A 20499-nucleotide genomic window follows, 5' to 3' on the forward strand; every position below is an offset into this window, starting at 1 on the left:
ACATGAACGTCATGGAGAGGCACAAGTTCGTCGTGGGACTGCTGATGCGGCAGAACCGTGCGACGGTGGCCGAGCTGGCCCAGGCCACCGGGGCGTCCGAAATGACCGTCCGCCGCGACCTGGAGGTACTGGAGTCCCGGGGCGCGCTGCGCCGGGTGCGCGGCGGCGCCGTGAGCAGCCTGCCCGGCGGCGTCGAACCCCCCTATGCGATCCGGGCCATGTCCGGGGCGCAGACCAAGGAGCGGCTCGCGCGCACCGTGGTCGAACTGCTCACCGACGGCGAGACCGTCGCGCTGGACACGGGCACGACGGCGGTCGCCATCGCAAAGGCCATGGCGGACCGCCAGTTCACCGTCGCGCCCCTTTCACTGCACGCGGCCTTCGCCCTCTCCGCGTATCCCGGCATCCAACTGGTGATGCCCGGCGGGCAGGTGCGCCCCGAGGAGCTGTCCTTCTACGGCCACGCACCTGTCCAGACCTTCAAGGACCTGTGCTTCGACACGTTCATCCTGGGCTGCTGCGGGGTCGACCCCATCCAGGGCGCCACCGCCTACAACCTCGACGACGTACAGGTGAAGCGGGCGGCCGTCGCCTCGGCGCAACGCGTGATCCTCGTCGCCACCGCCGACAAGATCGGCCGGGCGGCGCTCGGCCGCATCTGCTCCATGGAGGAGATCGCCCTCGTGGTCACGGACGCCCCCGCCGACTCCCCCGCGGTCGAAGTACTGCGTGACCAGGGCGTCGAGGTGGTCCATCCGCCGGAGGACTGAGCCCGGCAGTCGGGCCGGCCACGCCGCGGGGCGGGTCCGTCCGGCCGTCTGGGTTTCGTGTGAACGTACCTTTCCTGCACGGCACGCACCCGGGTTCGCCGCCACCAACCCCACCGACGGGTCCGCGCAGTTGCTCAAGTGGTGGGAGGAGCGCGTACAGGGGGTCCAGCTCGACCTGCTGCGCATGCGGGGACAGCTCGCGGAACTGGCCAACGTGCACGCCGCACACCAACGCACGTGGGAGGAGTCGCCGTTGGAACGCGTCGAGTCGCCGGACGAACCAGATGTTCGACGTCCTGTGGGCGACGGGCGAGCAGATCGGCAAAGCGCGCGAGAAGGCCTTCATCCAGGACGTCGCCGACCAGGCGAAAAGCTCCGTACACCTGGATCCACCTGTCACGGGATCGCGCCACCAAGGACTTCGCCGCACGCATCGGGCGTCGCGAAGCGGTGTACCGGTGAGAACCGTGCACGGGGAGGAGGGGGCGGAGGGGCAAGGTGGGGCACTCCGGGTGCCGCCGGGCCCGCGTTCGTTGCCAGGTTGTGCGGCGGCCCCGTCCCGAGGCCTCGGACGAGGTGCGCCGTACCCGGTTACGCACGACGACGCGCCAGGCGCCCCGTCATGGCCGGCGACCCCGACGACGCCACCGCAGTCGTGCTGCTCGCCCGCTGCCGACACCGCCTCGGCGACGAGCAGCAGGAGCTCGCCACCGTCGAACAGGCCCGCGCGTCGAACCAGTCGCTCGGCATCGCCCTCGGCCGCGCCGTCCGCGTGCAACGCAAGCGGACCGCATACGAGTCGGCCCGCTCGGCCGCCGCCCTCGCCCTCCGAGGAGAGCGACGCGGACACCAGGGGTGCGGCGAGGTGTCGCCAGGATCAGCCCGGCGGCGGCCGGCTCGGGCAGGCAAGCCCGGACCAGCGGAACCGTCCGTGTGAGGGTTTCTTGCCGATGCCGGCTCGATCGGAGGACTCGACCTGCACCCAGGCGTCCATGTCGTCCGGGTAAAGGATCACCCCGCCCTCCCCGACCGCTTCGGGAGGCTGCCCCGGGACGAGTCGACCGAGCTCTCCCGCAGCGGAGGTGCGCGCCCGTTGTACGGGTGCCGGCCGCGAGGCACCGAGGGAACCTGCGGGAGTTGCGCGGTACGGCCGGTGATACGTTTCCACGGAGATCAACTTCCGGGGCCGGTCTTCCTCGGGTGCGGTGGCCGCCACCGAACGCCCGCCTACCGGGCCGTCTCCCGATGCATACGTGACCGCCCGTCCAAGACCGATCAGGAGCACGACCATGACCTCGTCCGGCCCCGGCGGCTTTCCCCCCGGCTTCAGGTGGGGAACGGCCAGTTCGGCCACCCAGAGCCAGGGCGCGACGCCGGCGGACAACTGGTGGGGCTGGGAGGAGGCCGGCAAGGCTCCGCGCAGCGGCGCCGGGAACGGCTTCGACGAGCGGTACGCCTCCGACTTCCGGCTCCTGGCCGACTGGGGATTCGGCGACCACCGGATGTCCCTCGACTGGGCCCGGATCGAGCCGGAACCCGGACGCCGCGACCAGCGGGCGGTCGAGCACTACCGAAAGATCCTCGGGGCCGGCCGTCAGGCCGGCCTGACGATGTGGGCGTGCCTGCTGCACACCGCCCTGCCCGTCTGGGTCGCGGCCGACGGCGGCTTCCTCTCTCCTTCGGCCGCGGCTGCGTGGGCCCGGCACGTCGACTTCGTCGCCGAGACCTTCGGCGACCTCGTCGACGGCTGGATGCCGGTCGACAACCCGGCCGGCTATGCGGAGAAGGCCTACCTGCGTGGCACGTTTGGCTCGACGGCTACACCGTTCCCTTCGGGCTGTTCGACCGTAACCGGGTCCCGAAGCACAGCGCACACGTCGTCCAGTCCTTCATCCGCGGCTGACAGCCCCCGATGACGACGGGCCGGGACCGCTGCCGACCGCGCGTCCTCAGCCCCGGCCATCGCCCCGACCCCTCACACTGCTGGAGTTCCCGTATGTCTCACCGCACCGGCCTCGTCCTCGACTTCGGCGGGGTGCTCACCACGCCCCTGCTGCCGGCCGTGCTGGCCTTCGAACAGCGCGAAGGGCTGGCACAGGGCGCGTGCATCAAGGCGCTGTACATGGACGCCGAAGGCGTACGGCTCACCCACGAACTGGAGCGCGGTGCGATCACCCAGACCGAATGGAACGAGGCCGCCGCCCCCAAGCTCGGGCTCTCTCCGGACAACCTGATGGGCCGCATGTTCGCCGACCTGCGACCCGAGCAGACCATGATCGACGCGGCCGCCGCAGCCCAGCGGGCCGGGATCAAGGTCGGCATCCTGTCCAACTCGGTCGGACTCGCCCCCTGGAACCTGTACGACGGCTACGAGCTCGAGACCCTCTATCACGGTGTGGTCATCTCCGAGTGCCACGGGATGCGCAAGCCCGACACGGAACTCTTCGAGGTCATGCTGCAGCTGCTGGGCCTGCCGGCCGAGGAGTGCGTATTCGTCGACGACACCGAGGAGTACGTGCGGGCGGCGGAGAAGCTCGGCTTCGCGGGAGTGCACGCGCTGCAGCCCGAGCAGACGGTCTCCCAGCTTGAGGACCTGCTGGGTATCCCCCTGACCGACGCACGCTGATCCGACGCCTGACCGGCTCACAGCCGCAGAGGAACGGCGGCCCGGAGCCTTCGGTGGTGGGAGAGGTACAGGGGCCGACGGCCCGGACACATCGGAAGACCTGAACAGTCAAATCCATGGCAGCCAGCGAACAAGCAGATGCGCTTTTCATGTAAGCCGCTTGGTTACCCCATGGCAGCAGCCTCGACCCGGCTGACGCTCACCCGTTGCCACCAGCGTACCCATGCACAATGCCCGGAGCTCACTGACCAGCCACAGGGCTGTCGCCGAACCGGTCACAGGGCGTGCCGGTGGCGATCGCCCGCAGAGTCGCACACCGAACCACTGTCGAACCGAGCCGATCACCACCTGGGGTGGCAGGCCGGGGACCCTACCCGAGCGGCGGCCCAACGGGCGGCGGCACTGCCAGCCAGCAGGATCTTGACGCATAAAATCCCGGAAATGGAAATAGAACCCGATGTACTGGACGAACTGATCGAGCTGCAGGAAGCGACCGACGAAGCGCACGCCGAGTTGACGCGCCTTCAGGAGGAACTCGGCGACGCGTCTCAGTGGACCGACGAGCAACACGTCACCTGGCGGGACGCGTGGGAAGACGCGCGCGAGCCCTGGTGGCTGCTGGATACGGCCCTGGACCACTACGCGGAGACGATCGGTCTGAACCGCGACGAGCTGGAGGCCACGGTGCAGAAGGCGGCAGGCCACGTACCACCACCAGACGAAGACTGACGGCCCCGCCGGCGGCCGAGGCAGCCTGAAGCGCGTCCACCCCCGCAAGCAACCCCCGCAGGGGGCGGCGACACCCACAACGCCGCCCCCGCCCCCCGTCGGCTCCCCCTGGGCACCGCAGCGGCCACCGCCGACGCTGACCACCTCTCATCGGCGGAGGACGAAGACATCCCCCAGCCTTCACCAACCGAACGCCACCCCAGCGGCGCGGTGCCCCGGCCCGCCACACCCACCACCAGTGGAAACCCTTGACGCATGCGTAGCCGTTGTTCGACCGGTCGGAATTCGGCCTGGTGACTGCCGCAGTTCCCGGCGGACAGGCACGGCAGACCGGCCGGGTCCTCGGTCCCTGAGCATCGGTGGACCTTTCGCCTCGCCTGCGGCGCACGGACGTGGTGCGATGAAACAGGGGGTGGGGAAGGAGCGACCGATGATCCCACCGGCAGGGGAGCGCAAGAGCGGCACGGGCCCCGTGTCGGTCCGCCCGCTGGGTGAGGCGGACCTGGATCGGGCCGACGAGATCTTCAGGGTCGCCTTCGGGACGTTCCTCGGGGCTCCTGAGCCGAAGACGTTCTTTGGGACCGCCGACTACGTCCGTACGCGCTGGGCGGCTGATCCACAGGCGGCCTTCGCAGCGACGGTCGAGGGCGAAGTCGTTGCATCGAACTTCGCCGCCAACTGGGGCAGCGTCGGCTACTTCGGTCCACTGACCGTGCGTCCTGACCTGTGGGACCAGGGCATCGGCAGGCGCCTCATGGAGCCGGTCATGGACTGCTTCGACACCTGGGAGAACCGCCACCTGGGCCTGTTCACCTTCTCGCACAGTCCCAAGCACCTTGAACTCTACCGCCGTTACGGCTTCTGGCCCCGATTCCTCACAGCCATCATGAAGAAGCAGGTGGCAGGCAGCGTCACGGTCCCCGGCCGAGTACTGTACGGCCAGCTGCCCGCCGGCGAGCAGCCCGACGCCCTGAGCCTTTGTCGCGCACTGACCGGGTCCGTGTACGAGGGCCTGAGCCTGGAACGTGAGGTCGTGGCCACGCACGCGCAGGGGCTCGGGGACACCATTCTGCTCCAGGGCGCCGGCTCCGAGCTCGATGGCTTGGCCGTCTGCCATTGCGGAGCCGGGTCGGAGGCCGGCGAGGACGTGTGCTTCGTCAAGTTCGGCGCCGTGCGCCCTGGCCCGGAAGCGGCCGACCGGTTCGAACGACTGCTCGACGCGTGCGAGCAGCTGGCCGCCGAGCGCGGACTGGGTCAACTCGACGCCGGGATGAACCTGGGCCGCCCGGATGCCTATCGTCGAATGGTCGACCGCGGTTTCCGCACCTGGTTGCAGGGCGTGACCATGCACAGACCCAACGAACCCTGCTACAGCCACCCCGACGCCTACGTGATCGACGACTGGCGCTGAGGCCCCGCCACACTCGGCTCGCGGGGAAGGCCTGTGCTGCCCGAAGCCGGGAACATTCCGCGACGGCACCGCCGGCCAGACACGGAGGCGGACGGTCTGGTGCACCGGGAGCTATATGCCGGGGGTGCCGCCACGGGCGGAGTACTCCCTGACCGAGCACGGGCGCACGCTCGATCAAGCGCTCGGACCGCTCGGTGTTGACAGAAAACTTCCCACTCAAGTCACCAGAGGATGGGGTTGCCCCTCGTGCTGTCGGCCGTTGTGCGGCCAGGGGGAGGCCGTCGGCGCCGTGGCCCGCGCGGAGGGAGGCGGCCGGATTGCCGGCCACGTTCCGCAGGGCCGTGTAGGTGATCATCGGGAACGGGCGCAGCATCGCCGTGAGCAGGCCCGCGCCGTCCAGCCCCCCGACGAAGGTGAGGACGCTGGGCTATCGTCGGGGCGGGCAACGAGCCGGGCAGCACCGCGGGCCACGATGGTCTCCCGTAGGCGTGGTCGAGGCCGGAGCTGTCGAGCGCGGTCAGGACCAGCCGCCACAACGTCACAGCCCGCTCCTGTTGTTGCAGGGAGCCGCCGTGGCCAGGTCATGCCGTCATTCTTTCCCGGCATCCGGCCCTGGCTGCTGTCGACAGTCCGCGCGGCGGCGATGCCGCCAAGGCCGGCCGCTCCGGAGGGGTGGTGCCGTCCCCGTAGTGCATGCGGCTCGTGTTCAGGCGGCCGTCGACCGGGTGAGGAGTTGTGCCTGGCCGAAGAGGAGGGCCCAGCCGTCGGGGAGCTGGTTGAGGATCCGGGCCAGCAGGGAGGGGCCCGCGAGGCGGGCGACGACGGCGAGTACGGCTCCCGTTTCCCAGCGGGCGGTCGCCGGGGTGGCTGCGCTCCGTGAGGCGAGGTCCTTGACGAAGGCCCATCCGGTGAGGGGCTCGGCGGCCGGGGCCTGGGAGATCAGGTGACGGGCGGCCTCCAGTGGGAGGCGGGCGGCCAGGTCGGCGCGTTCGTCGCCGGTGATCTGGCGGCCGAAGGCACCCATGACGTTGCGCACGGCCTCCTCGGCGCGCTCGCGGGTGGCGTAGGCGCCCTCGTAACGGATGGTTTCCAGCATCTGGTCGTAGGTCATGCCCGGGGCCGGACGGAGGGTTTCGGGCTGGTGGAGCATGGCTCGGGGCACCTTTCTCGTCGGGGGGATGGGAAGTGTGGAATGCGGAGGCGCGGTTGTCAGTCGTGGTGGGGGCGGCCGAAGAGCAGGTCGTAGCCGGGTGGGAGCTGGATCAGGAGGCGGTGGGTGAGGTCCTCGCCGGCCGCGTCGGCGACGACGCTGAGGACGGCGCTGACGTCCCAGGCCGCTGTGGCCTGCGAGGCGCCCTCGATCCAGGCCGCGGTGGCCCGGACGAAGCGGTCCGCAGAGAGGGGTTCGGTGGCCTGGAGGGGGTTGAGCAGGATGAGGGCGTAGGCCTCGGGGAGGCGGGCCGCCAGGTGGGCCCGGTCGGTGCCGACGACGTGGGCGCCGAGGAGGGCCAGGACGACGCGGGTCGCGCGGTCGGCCTCTGCGGGGGTGTTGTATTCGCCCCGTTCCTGGACGTGCTCGAGGAATGCTTCCTGGCGCAAGGTCATGACTCGCTCCTGCGGTGACGGCAGGGCGGAGGACGGGCTGCCGGGGGGAAGGGTGCTTCCGTCCTCCGCGCTCGGGCCGGCCGATGCCGGGATCAGCCGGAGATCTGCTTCCGGTCGTCCGTGGTGCCGATGGCGACCTTGCGTCGCTTCGCGCGTTCGGTGATCGGGATGCGCAGGGTCAGGACACCCGCGTCGTAGTCGGCGGTGATGTTCTCGGAGTCGAGGGTGTCGGCCAGCATGATCTGGCGTGAGAAGACACCGAGCGGCCGCTCCGAGAGCTCCATCTGAACGTTTTCGTTCCTGGCCGTGGGGCGCCGTTCGGCCTTGACGGTCAGCTGGTTCCGCTCGACATCGATGTCGATCGCGTCCGCGCTCACCCCGGGGACGTCGAAGGCGATCACGTACGTGTCACCTTCCCGGTACGCGTCCATCGGCATGACGGACGGCTTCGACCATGTTCCGTTCGTGCCCGTCAGCTGCTGGGTGATCCGGTCGAGCTCGCGGAACGGGTCAGTGCGCATCAACATCGCGAAACACCTCCAGTTGGTTGCGGCAGGAACTGCCAATGCGCTTCAACGTGCTTCCGTTGTAACATGTCATCCAATGGATGACAAGCGACACGTCAACGATGAGATGACGCCGCCGAGAGAGGAACCTGCCTTGACCCGAGCCCGACCGTCCGATCCGCCCCCGCGGCCTGGAGCGGCGTCCTTCGCCGCCGCCGCAGCCGCGCTGCACACCATCGACCAGGCGCTGCACGCCGCACAGCACGACCGGCCCGCAGACCCGACTCCCCCGCCGCACGACGGACCCCACCCGGCGCTCGCCGCGCTGCTCCTGCTGCGCCAGGTGCGCGAACAGCTCGCCGACTGGGAGTCCGGGCTGATCGAAACCGCCCGTGAGGCCGGCGCCAGCTGGGCCGATCTGGCCGAACCCCTCGGCGTCGCCAGCCGCCAGGCCGCCGAACGCCGCTACCTGCGCCTGCGCCCCGGCGCCGCGGGCGCCACCGGAGAACAGCGGGTCCAGGCCGTACGGGACCGCCGCGCGGCCGACCGCTCCGTCACCGTCTGGGCCCGCGACAACGCCGCCGCCCTGCGGAGCCTCGCCGGACAGATCACCGCACTCACCGACCTCCCCGCCACCGCAGACCAGCAGCTCGGCGAACTGAACCAGGCCCTCGCCCACCACGACGCCGCCCACCTCGTCCGCCCGCTCACCGACACTCAGCCCCACCTCCGGCCCGAACACCCCGGCCTCGCCGACCGCATCGACGAAATGACGCGCCACACCGACCAGCTCCGCCACCACAGCAACCAGCAGCGCAACCAGCCCTAGGCCGACTCCCGACCACCCCGGGCCCACGCTCTTGAGCGGGAAGGAGACAGGAAATGCCCGCGAAATACGATGACCTCTCCACGACCGCGGGAGCGACAGTCCTTCGCGCCGGCGACATCACGCTCACCACGACCCGAGCCGACGGCCGCATCACGGTCACCGTGACCGGAGAGATCGACATCGCGACGGCACCGCTGCTCTCCCACGCCCTGCACACCGCGCTCGCCGACGGTGCGTCCCGGATCGAAGCAAACTTCCGCGGCGTCTCCTTCTGCGACGTCTCCGGCCTCAATGCCCTGCTCCGCGCCCGACGAGCAGCTCGCGCCCGAGGCCATTCCCTCCACGTCACCGAAGTGACCTCCCCCCAGGTCCGCAAACTCTTCGAGATGACCGGCACAACCGCCATGATTGCCACGCCGAAGCGGCCCTGGAGATGACGCGGCGCAGCATGGCGGCCGGGGTCCGTCCGGGAAATGACCTCACGTTCGACGCCCCACCTGCTGCCCGGAGCCGAGGCGCAGGGGCCGGGGCCGGCCGTCGTCAGGTGCTCGGCGACTGGGCGGGACCCGTCCAGGCGCGGCGGGGCCGCACGGCCGACCGCGCGGAGCCGGCCGCGTCCGTCGCGGCGACCCCAGGATCAGGAGCAGCGGCTGCCGGCGGACGCCCTGCCGACCTCGGCCGAGGCGACGCTGGCCCCACTGCGGATGCCGGAGCTGACGATCGCCGACCTCGAGCAGGCGGAGGCGGACTCTCTGAAGTACCGGTACGAGTAACGGGCCGATCTGCGGGTGAACACCAGCCAGCCGAATCCCCAGGCCTGCACGCCCCGCGATCAATCGCGGTCAGCCCGTTAGACCGGGTGGGCGATCTGTCGTGGCGTGGTGTGCCGGGCGCTGCGGACCCTCTGGGCCGTCCAGGGATGGTGGTGCTGATACCCGGCCTGCTGCCGGGGCCGTCGGCCAGTGGAAGGAACGGACATGGACGCGATCGTGCTGCTGCGCGAGGACCACAAGACGGTGGAGAAACTGTTCAAGCGGTTCGAGAAGACCGGTGAAGAGGATCTGGCCGAGCGACGGGGCATCGCGGACGAGGTGATCCAAGAGCTGACCGTACACGCGTGGATCGAGGAGCAAGTCTTCTATCCCGCCGCCCGCGAAGCCGCCCCGGACACCACGGATCACATCCTCGAAAGCATCGAGGAGCACCACGCGGTGGTGTGGATGCTCTCCGAGCTCAAGGACATGGACCCCTCCGATGAACGGTTCAAGGCCAAGATGAGCGTCCTGATGGAGAACGTGCGCCACCACGTCGAGGAGGAGGAGAAGGAGTGGTTCCCCGACGTCCGCAAGGCCATGGGACGCAACCGCCTCACCGAGGTCGGCGAGCAGCTGGAAGCGGAGAAGGGCAAGGCTCCCCGAGACCCGCTCGCCGTGCCGAGCGCTGCCAGCAAGTGACGGCCTCCTACCCGCCCCTGCGGGGCCACGCGGGGCGGCGCAGACACCCCGCCCTGGTGACCCTGGCCGTTGCCGCGGTGGTTGTGATGCTGTGCGGGTGCGGGGCCTCCGAACCGCGTCTGGACGGTGCGCGCCGGGCGGCCACCGCCTTCGAGAAGACCCTTGCCCGCGCCGATTACGCCGGGGCGTGCGAACTGCTGGCCCCGCAGACCCGCCGGCAGCTCGAGGAAGACGCCACCAAGCCGTGCGGCCCGGCCATGGCCGGCGAGGAACTCCCTGCCGCCGGCATGGTGCGCGACACGCACGTGTACGGGCGGCAGGCCCTGCTGCACCTGGAGCGGGACACACTGTTCCTGTCGCAGTTCGACGACGGCTGGAAGGTCGTGGCGGCGGGCTGCGAGCCGGCTGCCGACCTGCCCTACCGGTGCTCGCTGAAGGGCGGCTGACGTGCGCATCTTGTTCATCATCTGCCTGGTGGTCATCCTCGGCGGGCTGGGCTACTTCATGGCGATCGGGGCGATGCACCGGTGAGCGGCGGGCAGAAGAAGGCGCGGGGCAGCTTCTGGCGGGACAACAGCCTCACCCTCGGCTTCGGGACCGCTTTCCTCCTGGTCCTGGCCGGGCAGGCGCTCGCCGGGCACGCCGGCTTCAACGAAGACCTGGCCGTCGACGGAATGCAGCAACTGACGCTCGGCGAGTACCTGATGTCCTCGGACTTCGCCGTCGACGTGACCGAGAACTGGCAGTCGGAGTTCCTGCAGTTCTTCCTGTACATCTTCGGCACCGTCTGGCTCCTGCAGCGCGGCTCCCCCGAATCGAAGGAGCTTCACAAGGCGGGACCGGAAAGCGATCGGGACCAGCGAGTCGGCGACCACAGCCGCGCCGACTCGCCGCGGTGGGCCGGCACCAAGGACTGGCGACAGCAGCTGTACTCACGCTCCCTGGGGAGCGTGATGGCCGTGCTGTTCCTGCTCTCCTGGCTCGCCCAGTCCATCGCCGGCACCGCCGCGTACAACGAGCGGCAGCTGCGCGACCTTCTCCCGCCCGTCTCCTGGGCCGGTTACCTTGCTTCCGCCGATTTCTGGAACCGGTCCCTGCAGAACTGGCAGTCCGAGCTCCTGGCAGTGGCAGCCATGGCCATCCTCTCTGTCTATCTGCGCCAGCGCGGATCACCGGAATCCAAGCCCGTCGGAGCGGCGCACACCTCCACGGGAGTCGAAGGCTGAACCCCGGGCCCCCTGCGGAGCCTGCGGCCCAGGCGGCCAAACCCGCGGAACCGCCTGGGTGGCCTGCACCGGCACCGGCTCCGCCGGCGGCCGCACCGTCCCTCGGAGGCCGACCCGTCCGAACGTAGCCCCTCGGGCCCTGCGGGCCGCATGGTAGATGGCGTGGGCGATCAAGAAGACGGCGAGCACGATGAGTGGGTGCACAGCCGTGATCAGCGTCTTGTCGTACGCGTCGGCGGCGAGATGGACCTCGACCGGGCCCCGATGCTGTACGACGCTCCGCATACGGCGATCACCCGGCCGGGCGGCCCGAGCGTGATCGTCGTCGACCTCGCAGAACTGTCGTTCTGCGACTCGGCCGGCCTCAACGCCTTCATCCGGGCCCAGCACACAGCCGAGGAGCACGGCAAGCAGATCAGCCTCCGCGCCCCGCAGCCGCAGTTCCTGCGCCTCCTGGAAATCACCGGCACCGACACCCTCTTCCCGATCACAGACACCTGCCCCCTCGACGCTGACCCCTCGACGCTGCGCCCTCGCGCTTCGGCCACGGCCGCACGCAGGCGGCGCACCCCGAGTCCCTGAACGTACGGCCCGCGCGGCCCGGCGCCGCGCGGGCGGTGCGGGCTCGTTCGTGTCACGGTGGCAGGCGACGAGAGGTCCACGCGCGCGGGGCCCGATCCGGGGTCCGGTCGGTCGACGAAGCCCCGGCCGGGCCCCGCAACGGACCAGGACCGCACTCCCCTTCCCGCCCGGATGCCCCATCGCCGTTGCCCGCTCCCATCGGCGGGGACCGGACCGGTGACCGGCGCCCGGGCCACCGGCACGTCGCGTCGTGGCCGGCCACCGCACACGCGAGGATGCCTGGACCCACCCCGAAGACGACCGCCGACGTATCGCTGGAGAACACCGTGCTGGAACGCAAGAAGGTAAGAGGCCGGACCAAAGTCACCTTCGTCCTGCCCGAGGACGCCCCGGACGGGCCGGTCAGTGTGGTCGGGGACTTCAACCACTGGAACCCCGCCGCCCACCCCCTCGAGCCCCGTGGCGACGGCACCCGCGCAGCCGAGGTGTCCCTGCCCGCCCACAGCACGCACTCCTTCCGCTACCTGGCCGCCGGCGACTACTGGTTCAACGACGAACACGCCGACAGCCACGACGGCACCAACAGCCGCATCCACACCTGACCCCCGACCCCGACACTGGGGAGCGCGAGCGCCGCGACGGCCCGGTCAGGGCGCCCGGGATCCCTGGCTCAGGTTCGAGACGGGACGGCACCACGGCGCTGCCACGGTGTCGGGAGGACGCTGCATACCTCCGCACCCGCATGGCAGCGCCCGCTCGCTGATCTGCCAGCGTCGGGCGCACCGGGACCGTACGGCCGGCCGCACGGCCGGCCGTGTCGCCCGGGGGCCGAGGACGAGGGGCCACGGAGGGACCGGCGTGCGGGTGACCGCGCCAATGATCGCCACGGTGGCTGCCTGGCCCTCCGCGGCGCGGCTACGCGGCGGGAGCGAGCTCCACCGCCGTGCCGCCGCAGGCGGCCGCGATGTCCAGCTTCACGGCCTTGAGGACACGTGATCCCGTACCGGACCCGCCCGTTCGGTCTCACACGCGTGCGCGGGAGGCCGGTTTCGTTTTCCGGATGACCGCCGCGGATCCGTTCGCTCGGCGGCTTCCGCCGCGCGCTCCGGGTCGATGGAGTAGGCACATGCCATCCACACAGCCCCCGACCGCCGAGCCTTCCGGAGGAGGACGCAACAGCGCAGACTGCGAACGGGTCCGGCGCGTCCTGGCCCGAGCCGGCTTTGACACGTCCCCGCGCGAGGGGGAAGGCCTCCGCGTGTGGGCGACACCCGAGGGGGTCATGGTGGGATGGGTCGCCCACGAGGTACTGCGGCCGACCGTCCAGGTGCACGGCCATGAGGAGGACCTGTCCCGGTTCACGTCCCTGGCGGGTCTGCACAAGGCGTTGCAGACGGCCCTGGCCGAAATCCTTCGCGAGGCGGACCTCGATGTCGCTCCCCACGGGGAGCGCCTGCTCGCCGTCAGGCCGGGGGCCGCGCCGGTGGAACGAGGGGCCGGGTAGCCGGAATTGACCGCTCAGGACCCGGCGAGGGTGCGCCGGGGCGGGACTCCGTACGCGGCGCGGTAGGCCGCGGAGAAACGTCCGTGGTGGTGGAAGCCCCAACGGTGGGCGATGGCCGTGACCGTGTCCCGCGACGGGTCCGCCGCGACCAGGTCGGCGTGGGCCAGATCCAGTCGTACGCGGCGCAGGTAAGCCATCGGGCTCATGCCGAGGTGGCCGCGGAAGGCGTACTGCAGGGCCCGCGGTGTGACGCCCGCGGCAGCGGCAATCTCGGTGAGGCCGATTTCGGCGTCCGGCTGCGACTCGATGAAGGCGATGGCCCGGCGGACGGTCTGCGGAGTCGCGTCCCGTGTGTCTGCAAGCACGGGGGCGGGGCGGGCATCGGTGGGGAAGGTGGCCAGGAGCATCGCGGCAAGCATCCTGGCGGCCGCGTCGACCACCAGAGGTTCGCCGCTCAACGGCAAGGCCAGGACGCTCTCCTCCACGTAGCCGACGGTCCTTTTCCACTGGTCGGCCATGGCCCTGGAGACGGGGGTGAAGCGGTGGAAGCGCAGCGGGCGGGTGGCCTGTCCGGCAGGGCGGCCTGCGGCCTGCTCCAGGTGCGAGAGCGGCACCGTGACGGCGCGCAGCTCGGCCGAGTACACCCGGCCGGTGTAGGGCTGATGGGGCTGTGAGATCGCCAGGACGTCGCCCGGTCCGGCTTCGGTGACGTCGTCCGCGCACTCGCGGGCCATGCGGCCGCCGACCACGTGTGTGATGGCCACGGAGCCGAGGGCGCCGGACGTGAACGCGTACTCCGTCGGCAGGGCAATGGTGCTGAGCGATACGGGACCGGCCTGGGCGCGGGTGTAGCGGAAGGAGCCGCGCGGGGCGGGCGTCTTCATGCGCAGGCTCGTCCCGTACGCCGCCTTCAGCCAGTCGCGTGCGACGTCCACGTCGGCGGTCCGGAAGCTGTACCCGCCCTGCGACTCGGCGTGCGGCTGTCCTTCCACGACGATCGGGCCTCTCGTTGCGCGGCGGGCGCGGCACGGAGGAGCCGCGCGGACTCAGCGTACGTGGCGATGCGGGCGCGGAGGACGCGGTCCTCAGCCGGGCGGATCCGGATGCGACGGCCCACGCTGCCGCTGGTCATCAGCGCGAAAGCCGGCCCTCAGGTCGGTCAAAGTCACGTTCCGACATGCCCACCGTGGTCACCACAGGGGCGCTATGAGGTCCTTCCGTAAGGAGTTCCCGGACCTCATCAGGAAATCCGCCATGTGCGCACCCCATGTCCCGACTTCGGCGCGCGTCCGTGCCACCTGCAGCTGCGCGGCAGGCAGGCAATCGGCGAGGCTCTGCGCCGTCGCCTGCGGATGGCCCGGGTCATCCGCCCAGGCCAGGATCAAGGCCGGCTGGCGCAGCACGGCGAGCGCGTCCGGCGGGGGCAGATCAGCCAGCGCGAGACCGCGTAGTACGGAGGGCAGGACCCGCTCCTCGGGTGTCGGGGGGATCTCGGGTACGTCCGCTACCACCGCTGGGCGTGGTCGGCTGTTCTTGGTGGCCAGCCAGGCCGCGAGCCCCTCTCGCTCGATGGTTTCGGCGGCCGATCGGTTTGCGCGCGCGTAGGCCTCACGGGTCGCCCACGCCGTCGGCGGGATGAGCAGGACCAGCCGGGAGAACCGGTGAGGAGCTCGGACGGCGGCGTGCAGGACGGTGCCGCACCCCATGGAGGCACCGATCCCGTCGATGGGCTCCGTGACCCCCAGGTGATCCAGCAGGGCCAGCAGGTCGTCGGCGAGGGAGGCGTAGGTGTAGTCGGTGACGACGGGCGCGCCGGTGGACCGGCCATGGGCGCGGGCGTCGTACCGGACCAGGCGCCGCCCGGCGTCCAGGACGGGCACCCAGTCGAAGAGGCCCATCCGTTCTTCGTTGGCCTGGCTCGCGAATGCGCCGTGGGCGTATACGGCGAGCGGCCCGTGCCCGGCGTCGTCGTACACGAGCTCAGCGCCGCGATGGCAGAAGCGGCCTTCTGCGACAGGATGCGCTCCGACGGTCCTCATCGCGCCACGGCCTTCCCCGGACCTGCGCGTTCGACGGTGGAGAGGAGCCGGACGAGTGCCGGCCTTGCGGGGGCCGATCCGAAGCCGAAGCGCACCGGCGGAACGACGGGAGCAAGAGGGCCGAGGTCGATCCCGTCGAAGGACGCGTCGGCGTCGACGATCGGCCACAGGTCGCCGACCGCGTACCACTGGCGGTACCCCGGGCGCGAGCTCCCGCGGGTCCGTACGCCGACCGTCAGGCGGGCAGGGACGTCGGCCACGGCCGCCCAGAGCGGCCGTCGAGCGAGCCGCCGCGGGACTGCCCGCAGTGCGCAGCCGAAGGCTCCGCGACGGCCGACGGTGAAGCGCAGGATGAGGGGCCCGGCCGCGACGTCCCACACCCTGTCGCCCCTTCGCACGCTGACCGGGCCCGTCAGGACCTCGTCGAAGTGATAGACGCCCGCGACGTACTCCGCGGTGCGGGAGGTGGGTGCCAGCAGCACACGCCAGCCGTCAGCGCGTTCCAGCATCACGTCACTGAACGGCCCAAAGGGCGAACGGGCCCAGTGACCGACGACCACGCGCGTGCCGGACCCCGTCCCGGCGGCTGCGATCCAGCCATCGAAGCTCAGCCGTTCACATCCCACTCCATGCCAGTACCCCTTGCCGTGGCCGCGTATGCGGGTACGGGTGCGGGTGCGGCGGCAAAGGCCTCGTCGCGCGATGGACAGCCCCCGTAGACACTTTCCCTGGTCGCGCTGTGCGCAGTCCTGCAGGACTGGTAGGCGGCCTCGCCCGCGCACCGGCAGGCGGCCCGGACCGCCCCTGACGCTACGCTCGGCGTGCTGCACGGACCGGCTCGGCTCAGTCTGGCGGCATGGCCGATCACGTATACGTCGTTGTCCACCCGGTCGTCGCCGGTGGCCGCTCAGTGGTGGCCCCCGTGCATGGCGAAGATCAGGCCCTCGCCCTCGCACACACTCCCGTCGGCGTCATCGGCCTGCTGCGCGCAGCCGGGCTCGAGACGGCAAAGGGCCGGCCCCCGATCCGGCGGCTCGGCGGCGGCCCCGAAGAGTGGGACGACTGAGCCGTGGACCAGGCGCCGATCCTCGTCCACCGGATCTCTCCGACCGGCGGTCGCCGTGTCGTCATCCGCATCCGCGGCATCGAGACCGTCCTTGGCGTCGCTCACTCTGACGCGGACCTGATCGAGTTCCTGCGACGCATCGAGGTGCCCGACCCGGACGAGCTGGTCCTCGGCGACTCCGAGGTCATCGCCTGGCAAGGAGGCCGGCCGCATGTGTACGAAGTCGGCCCCGACGATGCGTGATCCGGGCCGGTCTCGATCAGGTGCAGCAGAAGTGAGCGGCCGCTTTCTTGTCGCATACCGGCCGTCGCCGGCGTCAGGCAGGGCGTGTCGGCCTACGCGCGTTGGACCGGGCGCAGCGCACACAGGTGGTGGCTGCCGGACGGACCTCCAGGCGTTCGGGCGGGATTGCTGCGCCGCAGCCTTCGCAGCGACCGTACCGACCCTGTTCCAGTCGCTCCAGTGCCCGGTCCAGTTCCTCCAAGTGCTCGCGCGCCTGAGCCATCAAGGCGGCCACGTGGGCCCGCTCGAAAGCGGTGGTGCCCCCCTCGGGGTCGTGCTCGTCGTCTACCGCGACGAGGGCGTTCGCCGCGACGATCCCATCGAACTCGCGGCTCAGCGCGGCCACCCGCGCAAGGGTGCCGGCGCGGTCGGCCGCGAGGCGTGCGCGGGCAGTCGCGACGGTGGACGGGCCGCGGACGCCATGACCGGTCGGGGATGCATCGTCCATGCTGTCGCAACGCCGATTCACGCTCGGCGATTCCCCCGAGCACCCGTTTCCCCGCCGCCCGGCCGAGCACCGACCGCAATGCAGTCCCCGCCGGCGGGTCGACGAGCGCGCGGCCATCGACCCGGCGACGAAGATCCCGCCACACGGGGCGAGGATGCGGCCGAAGCTGTCGGCGGACTGGAAGGTGGCCACCACGCCGTAGAGGCCGAGAGCGATGACGCCGGCGCCGATCCAGATCCAGCCCAGAATCGATTCGACGGCATCGCAGCCACGGATATGACGGCTGCCAGCGAAGATGGCGCTTCCGCCTAGCCATCTCTGGAGGGCTACACGAGCCCCGTCTCATCCCGAGGCGGGGGCATCGTCATTTCCGGATCACACGGCCGTCCCGACGTGGCCACCTTTCATCAAACTTCGACGGCATGAACTCGCGTTCCTACGACGAGCTTGCGCAGGCCCCGCCGGCGCCGGCACGACCGCGCTGCGGCGCCGGCTGATCGTCCTCTCCCAGAGCCTCTGCACATCCCTACTGGGCGGCTGCCGCCGGCTGGCGGACCGGCGGCGTCGAGCTGCGCCGCGCCGCCCGCACCCACAGCCCGGCCGCGATGGAACGGAAGACCGCAGCATGAGGGAGCAGACCACCACCAAGTCCCGCCCGCAGGCCGTACCCGTCACCTGGGCACCCAGCCAGACCGGGCCGTGCGCGAAGTTCTCTACGCCAACACACGGGGCGTGACGGACTGGCCAACCGAGTGCCCTCGAGGCACATGACCGCCGCGCTCGCCCACTGCGCGGCATGGAACGATGCCGGGGTGGAGAGTAGAGAACGCGCAGAGAGCCTGTCTGAGCTCGGAGACCTGCTGACATCGCTGTCGAACAGGCCCGTCGTCTCCGTGCGATACGGCCGATTCCCGGATGGCACGACCCCGGGTCCCCGGCTGAGGCCCCTTGCCGGCCAGGCACACGACCTCGTCACCGAACTTCACCCGAAGTGGAAGCGATACCTCCCCAGTGGGGCCAAGCCCCCGAGCGCTTCGCAGATCGAGGCTCTCCTGGAGCCACTCAGCGCCGACACGGCCGTGGAACTGATGTCCACGCTCGCCGCCGACGACCTCGTGTGGCCCGGTTCGAAGCTCATGAACCGTGAGATCGCCCACGACACTGCGACGCGCATCGTGAAGTGGCTCGGGCCCGGCGCGACTTGGTGGACAAACCGACAAGGCAATTCCTGGGAGCCCGTCACCGCCTGCACCTTCGATGGCGTGGTTGCCGGAAGCGACGGTGAATACTTTGCGATCCTGATCCAGGTTGGCGAGGACTGAGCCGGCGATCGCGCCGACATCACTCGCGCCGACGTGGTGTGGGCATCCCGGAATCAGCACTCCGCGGTCCTCGACACCAGCCGCCGCCGAGTGGAGCCGATCGACGGCACAGTGCAGTCAACTGACCAGCCCTGTGCGCGGTACGGCGCTCCGGCAAACCCGTTCTGCCTGCCATGCCAGCAGGCCCGGCGGGAGCGGCTCGCCCACCCCTCACCGTGACCGCCCCAGGCGAGTACCAGCTCGCCGAGCCGTCGCTCCGCCGTACAGCCGGACCCACGCGGGCCCGGGCATCGCAGGGCCACCCGCGCAGGCCTGCGGCGCGGCGGCAGCCAAGCCCCAGAGGGCGAAGGCACGGCCGAGCACCCACACGCCCGCACCGCACAGCCCGGCGCGGCCCGGCGCGGCCCGCGCCCGGAGCGGACGCGGGCCGGCGCGGGCTGGGCACAACCTGCGTCGCCTCCTCCTGACGCACTATCGAACCGTCCGGGTCAGGTGCCGGCTTCGCAAACCAGCGTCACCGTGAACACCGCCGACGACACGCCCGTTTCAGATCCCTGCCGGGGCACCTGGAGTTGGGCCTTCACCGTGGGCCTCGGTTCTGCCGGGTTCGCGCGGGCGGGGGCATTGACCACAGATATAGGGGACTTGGAGCTCGGGCCGGTGAACTTCATCGTGGGCTCGGACCGCTTACCGGTGTCCGGGCTCACCCACACGACCTTGATGTCACCGGTTCCCGTGCCCGTGAGCGTGCCCTCGAACGTCACGGGCGTCGCCTGGTTGCACTTGACCGTGGGAGTGTCGGGTTTGGTCGCGACCACGTCGGCATCAGTGATGTTGACGCTCACGGGGGCGGGCGCCTCCTTGCCCGGGACGCCGGAGCCGCGACCACCCCTGCGTGGTTTGACGTTGTAGGTCCCATCGCGCAGGTTTTTCAAGTTGAGGTTGCCCTGCTCATCGACCCGGGTGTCCACCACTCTGCCGCCGATTCGGTTGATTGTGATCTTTTGCCTCGCCGGGAAGCCGGTGATCGCCATGGTGTCATTGGACGAGGAGCCGCCCACGGGTTGCAGTTGGCATGCCGGGGCGGCAGGAACATGCGCGGCCGAGGGGGCTGCCGGGGCCGCCATCGTCGGGGGCAGGGCCACCGCGGAGGCCAGGAGTGGGGCGAGCAGTGCACAACGACGTTGCCGATTCATGCGCTTCCCTCCATGGCAGAGATACTGCCGGGAGGTCTACGGAATCAGGGATCGAGCTCGCCATGGCGGGCGACGCGAGGCGTTGCGCGGCAAGAGGGGCGCGGCCGGTCAACCGGTCGGTCCGGGATCGGCGCTCGACTCCGCGATCGCGGACTGTCCGGCGGGCCGTCATGGCGGCCCGCGGCGGCCCCGCGCCATGGGGCTCCTCTCAGAGAATACGTGCCAGCCCCTGGGGCAACCCGTCAAGAGCACCCGAGGGTCAGGCAGGGCCGTGCTCGGACGTCCATCCCCGCCCCCGCACGGGCGGACCGGGATGTCCCTGTGCCTCTCCCGCATCCCCGAGCCCGTCTCCGCCGCCCCGACCAGCGCCCCAACCAGGGGGTGAGGACCCAGCCCGACTGCGGCGGGCCACCCCACCGAAGGCCGCCGTTCGCCCCGCCGCCAAGCCCGAGGTCAAGCCGAAGAGGGTGAAGCACGCCGGTCCGCGTACAGGCGCGACAGCAGCTCTTGACCGTCCTGCAGCAAGAGGTCGAACGCGAAGTAGGCCGGCCACCGCGCGGCCAGGGGCGAGGGGCGCCGCGGACGCGGGCGGCGGCTCGCTGCTGCAACGCCTCGAACGACAAGTACTTGCCCCGTGAGAAGCTCCCCGGCGACACCAGGACATGGATGGAGAGCTGGCGGGATGGGTTTCGAGGACGAAGTCTGGCCACTGGTGCGGCAGGAGCATCTGCAGGACTTGTCCGGGCGATCACGTTCGAAGCCAGAGGGTGAGGGCTGTTGCGGTGGCGGTGCCGAGGTAGACGTAACGGCGCTTGATGCCCCTATGGATGTCAAGCAGCGACTCCGGCGGGTCTTGTCTGGTCAGCCGGAGTGGTGGCGGGGACGATGAGTCGGTAGATCTCTC

The 20499-nt window shown here is 70.7% G+C and carries 26 protein-coding genes, 2 pseudogenes and 1 riboswitch; of the genes and pseudogenes, 19 read left to right on the top strand and 9 right to left on the bottom strand.

Translation table 11 applies throughout. From position 1 onward, the window contains the following. Window positions 1-2 precede the first annotated feature (2 nt). From ACZ49B_RS34455 to ACZ49B_RS34485, 7 genes and pseudogenes are all read left to right on the top strand, one after another. Window positions 3-770 carry a DeoR/GlpR family DNA-binding transcription regulator gene (locus tag ACZ49B_RS34455; RefSeq protein WP_468313914.1) on the top strand — a complete coding sequence of 256 codons (768 nt, stop codon included), beginning with the start codon at window positions 3-5 and terminating at the stop codon, window positions 768-770. Between the two features lie 547 nt (window positions 771-1317). Further along, window positions 1318-1380: riboswitch (guanidine-III (ykkC-III) riboswitch) on the top strand. A 12-nt stretch (window positions 1381-1392) separates the two neighbouring features. Continuing rightward, window positions 1393-1707 carry a hypothetical protein gene (locus tag ACZ49B_RS34460; RefSeq protein WP_468313917.1) on the top strand — a complete coding sequence of 105 codons (315 nt, stop codon included), beginning with the start codon at window positions 1393-1395 and terminating at the stop codon, window positions 1705-1707. Window positions 1708-2059: 352 nt separating this feature from the next. Continuing rightward, a complete protein-coding gene (locus ACZ49B_RS34465; protein WP_468313920.1) occupies window positions 2060-2686 on the top strand; it encodes a family 1 glycosylhydrolase in 627 nt (208 codons plus the stop codon). A gap of 80 nt (window positions 2687-2766) precedes the next feature. Then, complete coding sequence (locus ACZ49B_RS34470) at window positions 2767-3396, top strand: HAD-IA family hydrolase (RefSeq protein ID WP_468313922.1); 630 nt, start codon at window positions 2767-2769, stop codon at window positions 3394-3396. A 441-nt stretch (window positions 3397-3837) separates the two neighbouring features. Further along, complete coding sequence (locus ACZ49B_RS34475; protein ID WP_468313923.1) at window positions 3838-4125, top strand: hypothetical protein; 288 nt, start codon at window positions 3838-3840, stop codon at window positions 4123-4125. Window positions 4126-4555: 430 nt separating this feature from the next. Then, window positions 4556-5536: a GNAT family N-acetyltransferase gene (locus ACZ49B_RS34480; protein WP_468313926.1), complete on the top strand. Its 981-nt coding sequence runs from the start codon at window positions 4556-4558 to the stop codon at window positions 5534-5536. A 78-nt stretch (window positions 5537-5614) separates the two neighbouring features. Then, a pseudogene (locus ACZ49B_RS34485) lies at window positions 5615-5732 on the top strand (winged helix-turn-helix transcriptional regulator); the annotation flags it as partial. Window positions 5733-6242: 510 nt separating this feature from the next. Here the strand turns inward: ACZ49B_RS34485 and ACZ49B_RS34490 are convergent. From ACZ49B_RS34490 to ACZ49B_RS34500, 3 genes are all read right to left on the bottom strand, one after another. Beyond that, on the bottom strand, window positions 6243-6686 hold the full coding sequence (locus ACZ49B_RS34490) for a DUF2267 domain-containing protein (RefSeq protein ID WP_468313928.1): 444 nt from the start codon (window positions 6684-6686) through the stop codon (window positions 6243-6245). Window positions 6687-6745: 59 nt separating this feature from the next. Beyond that, on the bottom strand, window positions 6746-7141 hold the full coding sequence (locus tag ACZ49B_RS34495; RefSeq protein ID WP_468313931.1) for a DUF2267 domain-containing protein: 396 nt from the start codon (window positions 7139-7141) through the stop codon (window positions 6746-6748). Between the two features lie 92 nt (window positions 7142-7233). Further along, window positions 7234-7668 (bottom strand): Hsp20/alpha crystallin family protein, encoded by a 435-nt coding sequence (locus ACZ49B_RS34500; protein WP_468313934.1) that lies wholly within the window; start codon window positions 7666-7668, stop codon window positions 7234-7236. Window positions 7669-7774: 106 nt separating this feature from the next. On the opposite strand from ACZ49B_RS34500, the gene ACZ49B_RS34505 reads away from it, so the two are divergent. From ACZ49B_RS34505 to ACZ49B_RS34545, 9 genes are all read left to right on the top strand, one after another. Further along, entirely contained in the window at window positions 7775-8476 is a 702-nt protein-coding gene (locus tag ACZ49B_RS34505; RefSeq protein WP_468313975.1) for an HSP18 transcriptional regulator, read from the top strand. Window positions 8477-8529: 53 nt separating this feature from the next. Continuing rightward, window positions 8530-8913 carry an STAS domain-containing protein gene (locus tag ACZ49B_RS34510; protein ID WP_468313937.1) on the top strand — a complete coding sequence of 128 codons (384 nt, stop codon included), beginning with the start codon at window positions 8530-8532 and terminating at the stop codon, window positions 8911-8913. A 36-nt stretch (window positions 8914-8949) separates the two neighbouring features. Further along, a complete protein-coding gene (locus tag ACZ49B_RS34515; protein WP_468313940.1) occupies window positions 8950-9249 on the top strand; it encodes a hypothetical protein in 300 nt (99 codons plus the stop codon). A gap of 204 nt (window positions 9250-9453) precedes the next feature. Then, window positions 9454-9930, top strand: a complete 477-nt coding sequence (locus ACZ49B_RS34520; protein ID WP_468313943.1) for a hemerythrin domain-containing protein — start codon at window positions 9454-9456, stop codon at window positions 9928-9930. A 56-nt stretch (window positions 9931-9986) separates the two neighbouring features. Continuing rightward, complete coding sequence (locus tag ACZ49B_RS34525; protein ID WP_468313945.1) at window positions 9987-10376, top strand: hypothetical protein; 390 nt, start codon at window positions 9987-9989, stop codon at window positions 10374-10376. A gap of 81 nt (window positions 10377-10457) precedes the next feature. Continuing rightward, window positions 10458-11156, top strand: coding sequence for a DUF6766 family protein (locus ACZ49B_RS34530; RefSeq protein WP_468313947.1), 699 nt, complete (start codon window positions 10458-10460; stop codon window positions 11154-11156). 162 nt (window positions 11157-11318) lie between these two features. Further along, window positions 11319-11738 carry an STAS domain-containing protein gene (locus tag ACZ49B_RS34535; RefSeq protein WP_468313950.1) on the top strand — a complete coding sequence of 140 codons (420 nt, stop codon included), beginning with the start codon at window positions 11319-11321 and terminating at the stop codon, window positions 11736-11738. A 275-nt stretch (window positions 11739-12013) separates the two neighbouring features. Further along, window positions 12014-12340, top strand: coding sequence for an isoamylase early set domain-containing protein (locus ACZ49B_RS34540; protein ID WP_468313952.1), 327 nt, complete (start codon window positions 12014-12016; stop codon window positions 12338-12340). A gap of 680 nt (window positions 12341-13020) precedes the next feature. Continuing rightward, on the top strand, window positions 13021-13242 hold the full coding sequence (locus ACZ49B_RS34545; protein ID WP_468313955.1) for a hypothetical protein: 222 nt from the start codon (window positions 13021-13023) through the stop codon (window positions 13240-13242). 14 nt (window positions 13243-13256) lie between these two features. On the opposite strand, the gene ACZ49B_RS34550 is transcribed toward ACZ49B_RS34545, so the two are convergent. The 3 genes from ACZ49B_RS34550 to ACZ49B_RS34560 all read right to left on the bottom strand — a co-directional run bounded on the left by ACZ49B_RS34550 (window position 13257) and on the right by ACZ49B_RS34560 (window position 15790). Beyond that, window positions 13257-14234 (bottom strand): AraC family transcriptional regulator, encoded by a 978-nt coding sequence (locus ACZ49B_RS34550; protein ID WP_468313957.1) that lies wholly within the window; start codon window positions 14232-14234, stop codon window positions 13257-13259. Between the two features lie 198 nt (window positions 14235-14432). Further along, window positions 14433-15218: an alpha/beta fold hydrolase gene (locus tag ACZ49B_RS34555; protein ID WP_468313959.1), complete on the bottom strand. Its 786-nt coding sequence runs from the start codon at window positions 15216-15218 to the stop codon at window positions 14433-14435. A gap of 59 nt (window positions 15219-15277) precedes the next feature. After that, window positions 15278-15790 carry a hypothetical protein gene (locus tag ACZ49B_RS34560; protein WP_468313962.1) on the bottom strand — a complete coding sequence of 171 codons (513 nt, stop codon included), beginning with the start codon at window positions 15788-15790 and terminating at the stop codon, window positions 15278-15280. 347 nt (window positions 15791-16137) lie between these two features. On the opposite strand from ACZ49B_RS34560, the gene ACZ49B_RS34565 reads away from it, so the two are divergent. Together ACZ49B_RS34565 and ACZ49B_RS34570 are read left to right on the top strand one after the other, a co-directional pair. Further along, on the top strand, window positions 16138-16347 hold the full coding sequence (locus ACZ49B_RS34565) for a hypothetical protein (protein ID WP_468313964.1): 210 nt from the start codon (window positions 16138-16140) through the stop codon (window positions 16345-16347). A gap of 3 nt (window positions 16348-16350) precedes the next feature. Next, complete coding sequence (locus ACZ49B_RS34570) at window positions 16351-16590, top strand: hypothetical protein (protein ID WP_468313966.1); 240 nt, start codon at window positions 16351-16353, stop codon at window positions 16588-16590. A gap of 73 nt (window positions 16591-16663) precedes the next feature. Here ACZ49B_RS34570 and ACZ49B_RS34575 read toward each other — a convergent pair whose 3' ends face one another. Both ACZ49B_RS34575 and ACZ49B_RS34580 read right to left on the bottom strand, forming a co-directional pair. Beyond that, the gene (locus tag ACZ49B_RS34575) at window positions 16664-17077 is read right to left on the bottom strand and encodes a TraR/DksA family transcriptional regulator (protein WP_468313977.1); all 414 of its coding nucleotides are present in this window, start codon (window positions 17075-17077) and stop codon (window positions 16664-16666) included. Between the two features lie 111 nt (window positions 17078-17188). Then, window positions 17189-17320 (bottom strand): annotated as a pseudogene (locus ACZ49B_RS34580) (YnfA family protein); the annotation flags it as partial. Between the two features lie 524 nt (window positions 17321-17844). Here ACZ49B_RS34580 and ACZ49B_RS34585 point away from each other — a divergent pair. Continuing rightward, the gene (locus ACZ49B_RS34585) at window positions 17845-18399 is read left to right on the top strand and encodes a hypothetical protein (protein WP_468313968.1); all 555 of its coding nucleotides are present in this window, start codon (window positions 17845-17847) and stop codon (window positions 18397-18399) included. A gap of 488 nt (window positions 18400-18887) precedes the next feature. Here the strand turns inward: ACZ49B_RS34585 and ACZ49B_RS34590 are convergent, their stop codons facing one another. Continuing rightward, window positions 18888-19433 carry a hypothetical protein gene (locus ACZ49B_RS34590; protein WP_468313971.1) on the bottom strand — a complete coding sequence of 182 codons (546 nt, stop codon included), beginning with the start codon at window positions 19431-19433 and terminating at the stop codon, window positions 18888-18890. Between the last annotated feature and the right edge of the window lie 1066 nt (window positions 19434-20499).

The sequence above is a fragment of the Streptomyces sp. NPDC031132 genome, assembly GCF_055570595.1.

What these genes read in the sequence shown, in the direction of transcription:
- ACZ49B_RS34585 (WP_468313968.1), top strand. Translation starts at nt 17,845, where the DNA reads ATGACCGCCGCGCTCGCCCACTGCGCGGCATGGAACGATGCCGGGGTG.
- ACZ49B_RS34515 (WP_468313940.1), top strand. Translation starts at nt 8,950, where the DNA reads ATGACCTCACGTTCGACGCCCCACCTGCTGCCCGGAGCCGAGGCGCAG.
- ACZ49B_RS34540 (WP_468313952.1), top strand. Translation starts at nt 12,014, where the DNA reads ATGCCTGGACCCACCCCGAAGACGACCGCCGACGTATCGCTGGAGAAC.
- ACZ49B_RS34480 (WP_468313926.1), top strand. Translation starts at nt 4,556, where the DNA reads ATGATCCCACCGGCAGGGGAGCGCAAGAGCGGCACGGGCCCCGTGTCG.
- ACZ49B_RS34490 (WP_468313928.1), bottom strand. Translation starts at nt 6,686, where the DNA reads ATGCTCCACCAGCCCGAAACCCTCCGTCCGGCCCCGGGCATGACCTAC.
- ACZ49B_RS34510 (WP_468313937.1), top strand. Translation starts at nt 8,530, where the DNA reads ATGCCCGCGAAATACGATGACCTCTCCACGACCGCGGGAGCGACAGTC.
- ACZ49B_RS34505 (WP_468313975.1), top strand. Translation starts at nt 7,775, where the DNA reads ATGACGCCGCCGAGAGAGGAACCTGCCTTGACCCGAGCCCGACCGTCC.
- ACZ49B_RS34590 (WP_468313971.1), bottom strand. Translation starts at nt 19,433, where the DNA reads ATGGCGATCACCGGCTTCCCGGCGAGGCAAAAGATCACAATCAACCGA.
- ACZ49B_RS34470 (WP_468313922.1), top strand. Translation starts at nt 2,767, where the DNA reads ATGTCTCACCGCACCGGCCTCGTCCTCGACTTCGGCGGGGTGCTCACC.
- ACZ49B_RS34465 (WP_468313920.1), top strand. Translation starts at nt 2,060, where the DNA reads ATGACCTCGTCCGGCCCCGGCGGCTTTCCCCCCGGCTTCAGGTGGGGA.
- ACZ49B_RS34500 (WP_468313934.1), bottom strand. Translation starts at nt 7,668, where the DNA reads ATGTTGATGCGCACTGACCCGTTCCGCGAGCTCGACCGGATCACCCAG.
- ACZ49B_RS34460 (WP_468313917.1), top strand. Translation starts at nt 1,393, where the DNA reads ATGGCCGGCGACCCCGACGACGCCACCGCAGTCGTGCTGCTCGCCCGC.
- ACZ49B_RS34560 (WP_468313962.1), bottom strand. Translation starts at nt 15,790, where the DNA reads ATGCTGGAACGCGCTGACGGCTGGCGTGTGCTGCTGGCACCCACCTCC.
- ACZ49B_RS34575 (WP_468313977.1), bottom strand. Translation starts at nt 17,077, where the DNA reads ATGGACGATGCATCCCCGACCGGTCATGGCGTCCGCGGCCCGTCCACC.
- ACZ49B_RS34545 (WP_468313955.1), top strand. Translation starts at nt 13,021, where the DNA reads ATGGTGGGATGGGTCGCCCACGAGGTACTGCGGCCGACCGTCCAGGTG.
- ACZ49B_RS34495 (WP_468313931.1), bottom strand. Translation starts at nt 7,141, where the DNA reads ATGACCTTGCGCCAGGAAGCATTCCTCGAGCACGTCCAGGAACGGGGC.
- ACZ49B_RS34565 (WP_468313964.1), top strand. Translation starts at nt 16,138, where the DNA reads ATGGCCGATCACGTATACGTCGTTGTCCACCCGGTCGTCGCCGGTGGC.
- ACZ49B_RS34455 (WP_468313914.1), top strand. Translation starts at nt 3, where the DNA reads ATGAACGTCATGGAGAGGCACAAGTTCGTCGTGGGACTGCTGATGCGG.
- ACZ49B_RS34475 (WP_468313923.1), top strand. Translation starts at nt 3,838, where the DNA reads ATGGAAATAGAACCCGATGTACTGGACGAACTGATCGAGCTGCAGGAA.
- ACZ49B_RS34520 (WP_468313943.1), top strand. Translation starts at nt 9,454, where the DNA reads ATGGACGCGATCGTGCTGCTGCGCGAGGACCACAAGACGGTGGAGAAA.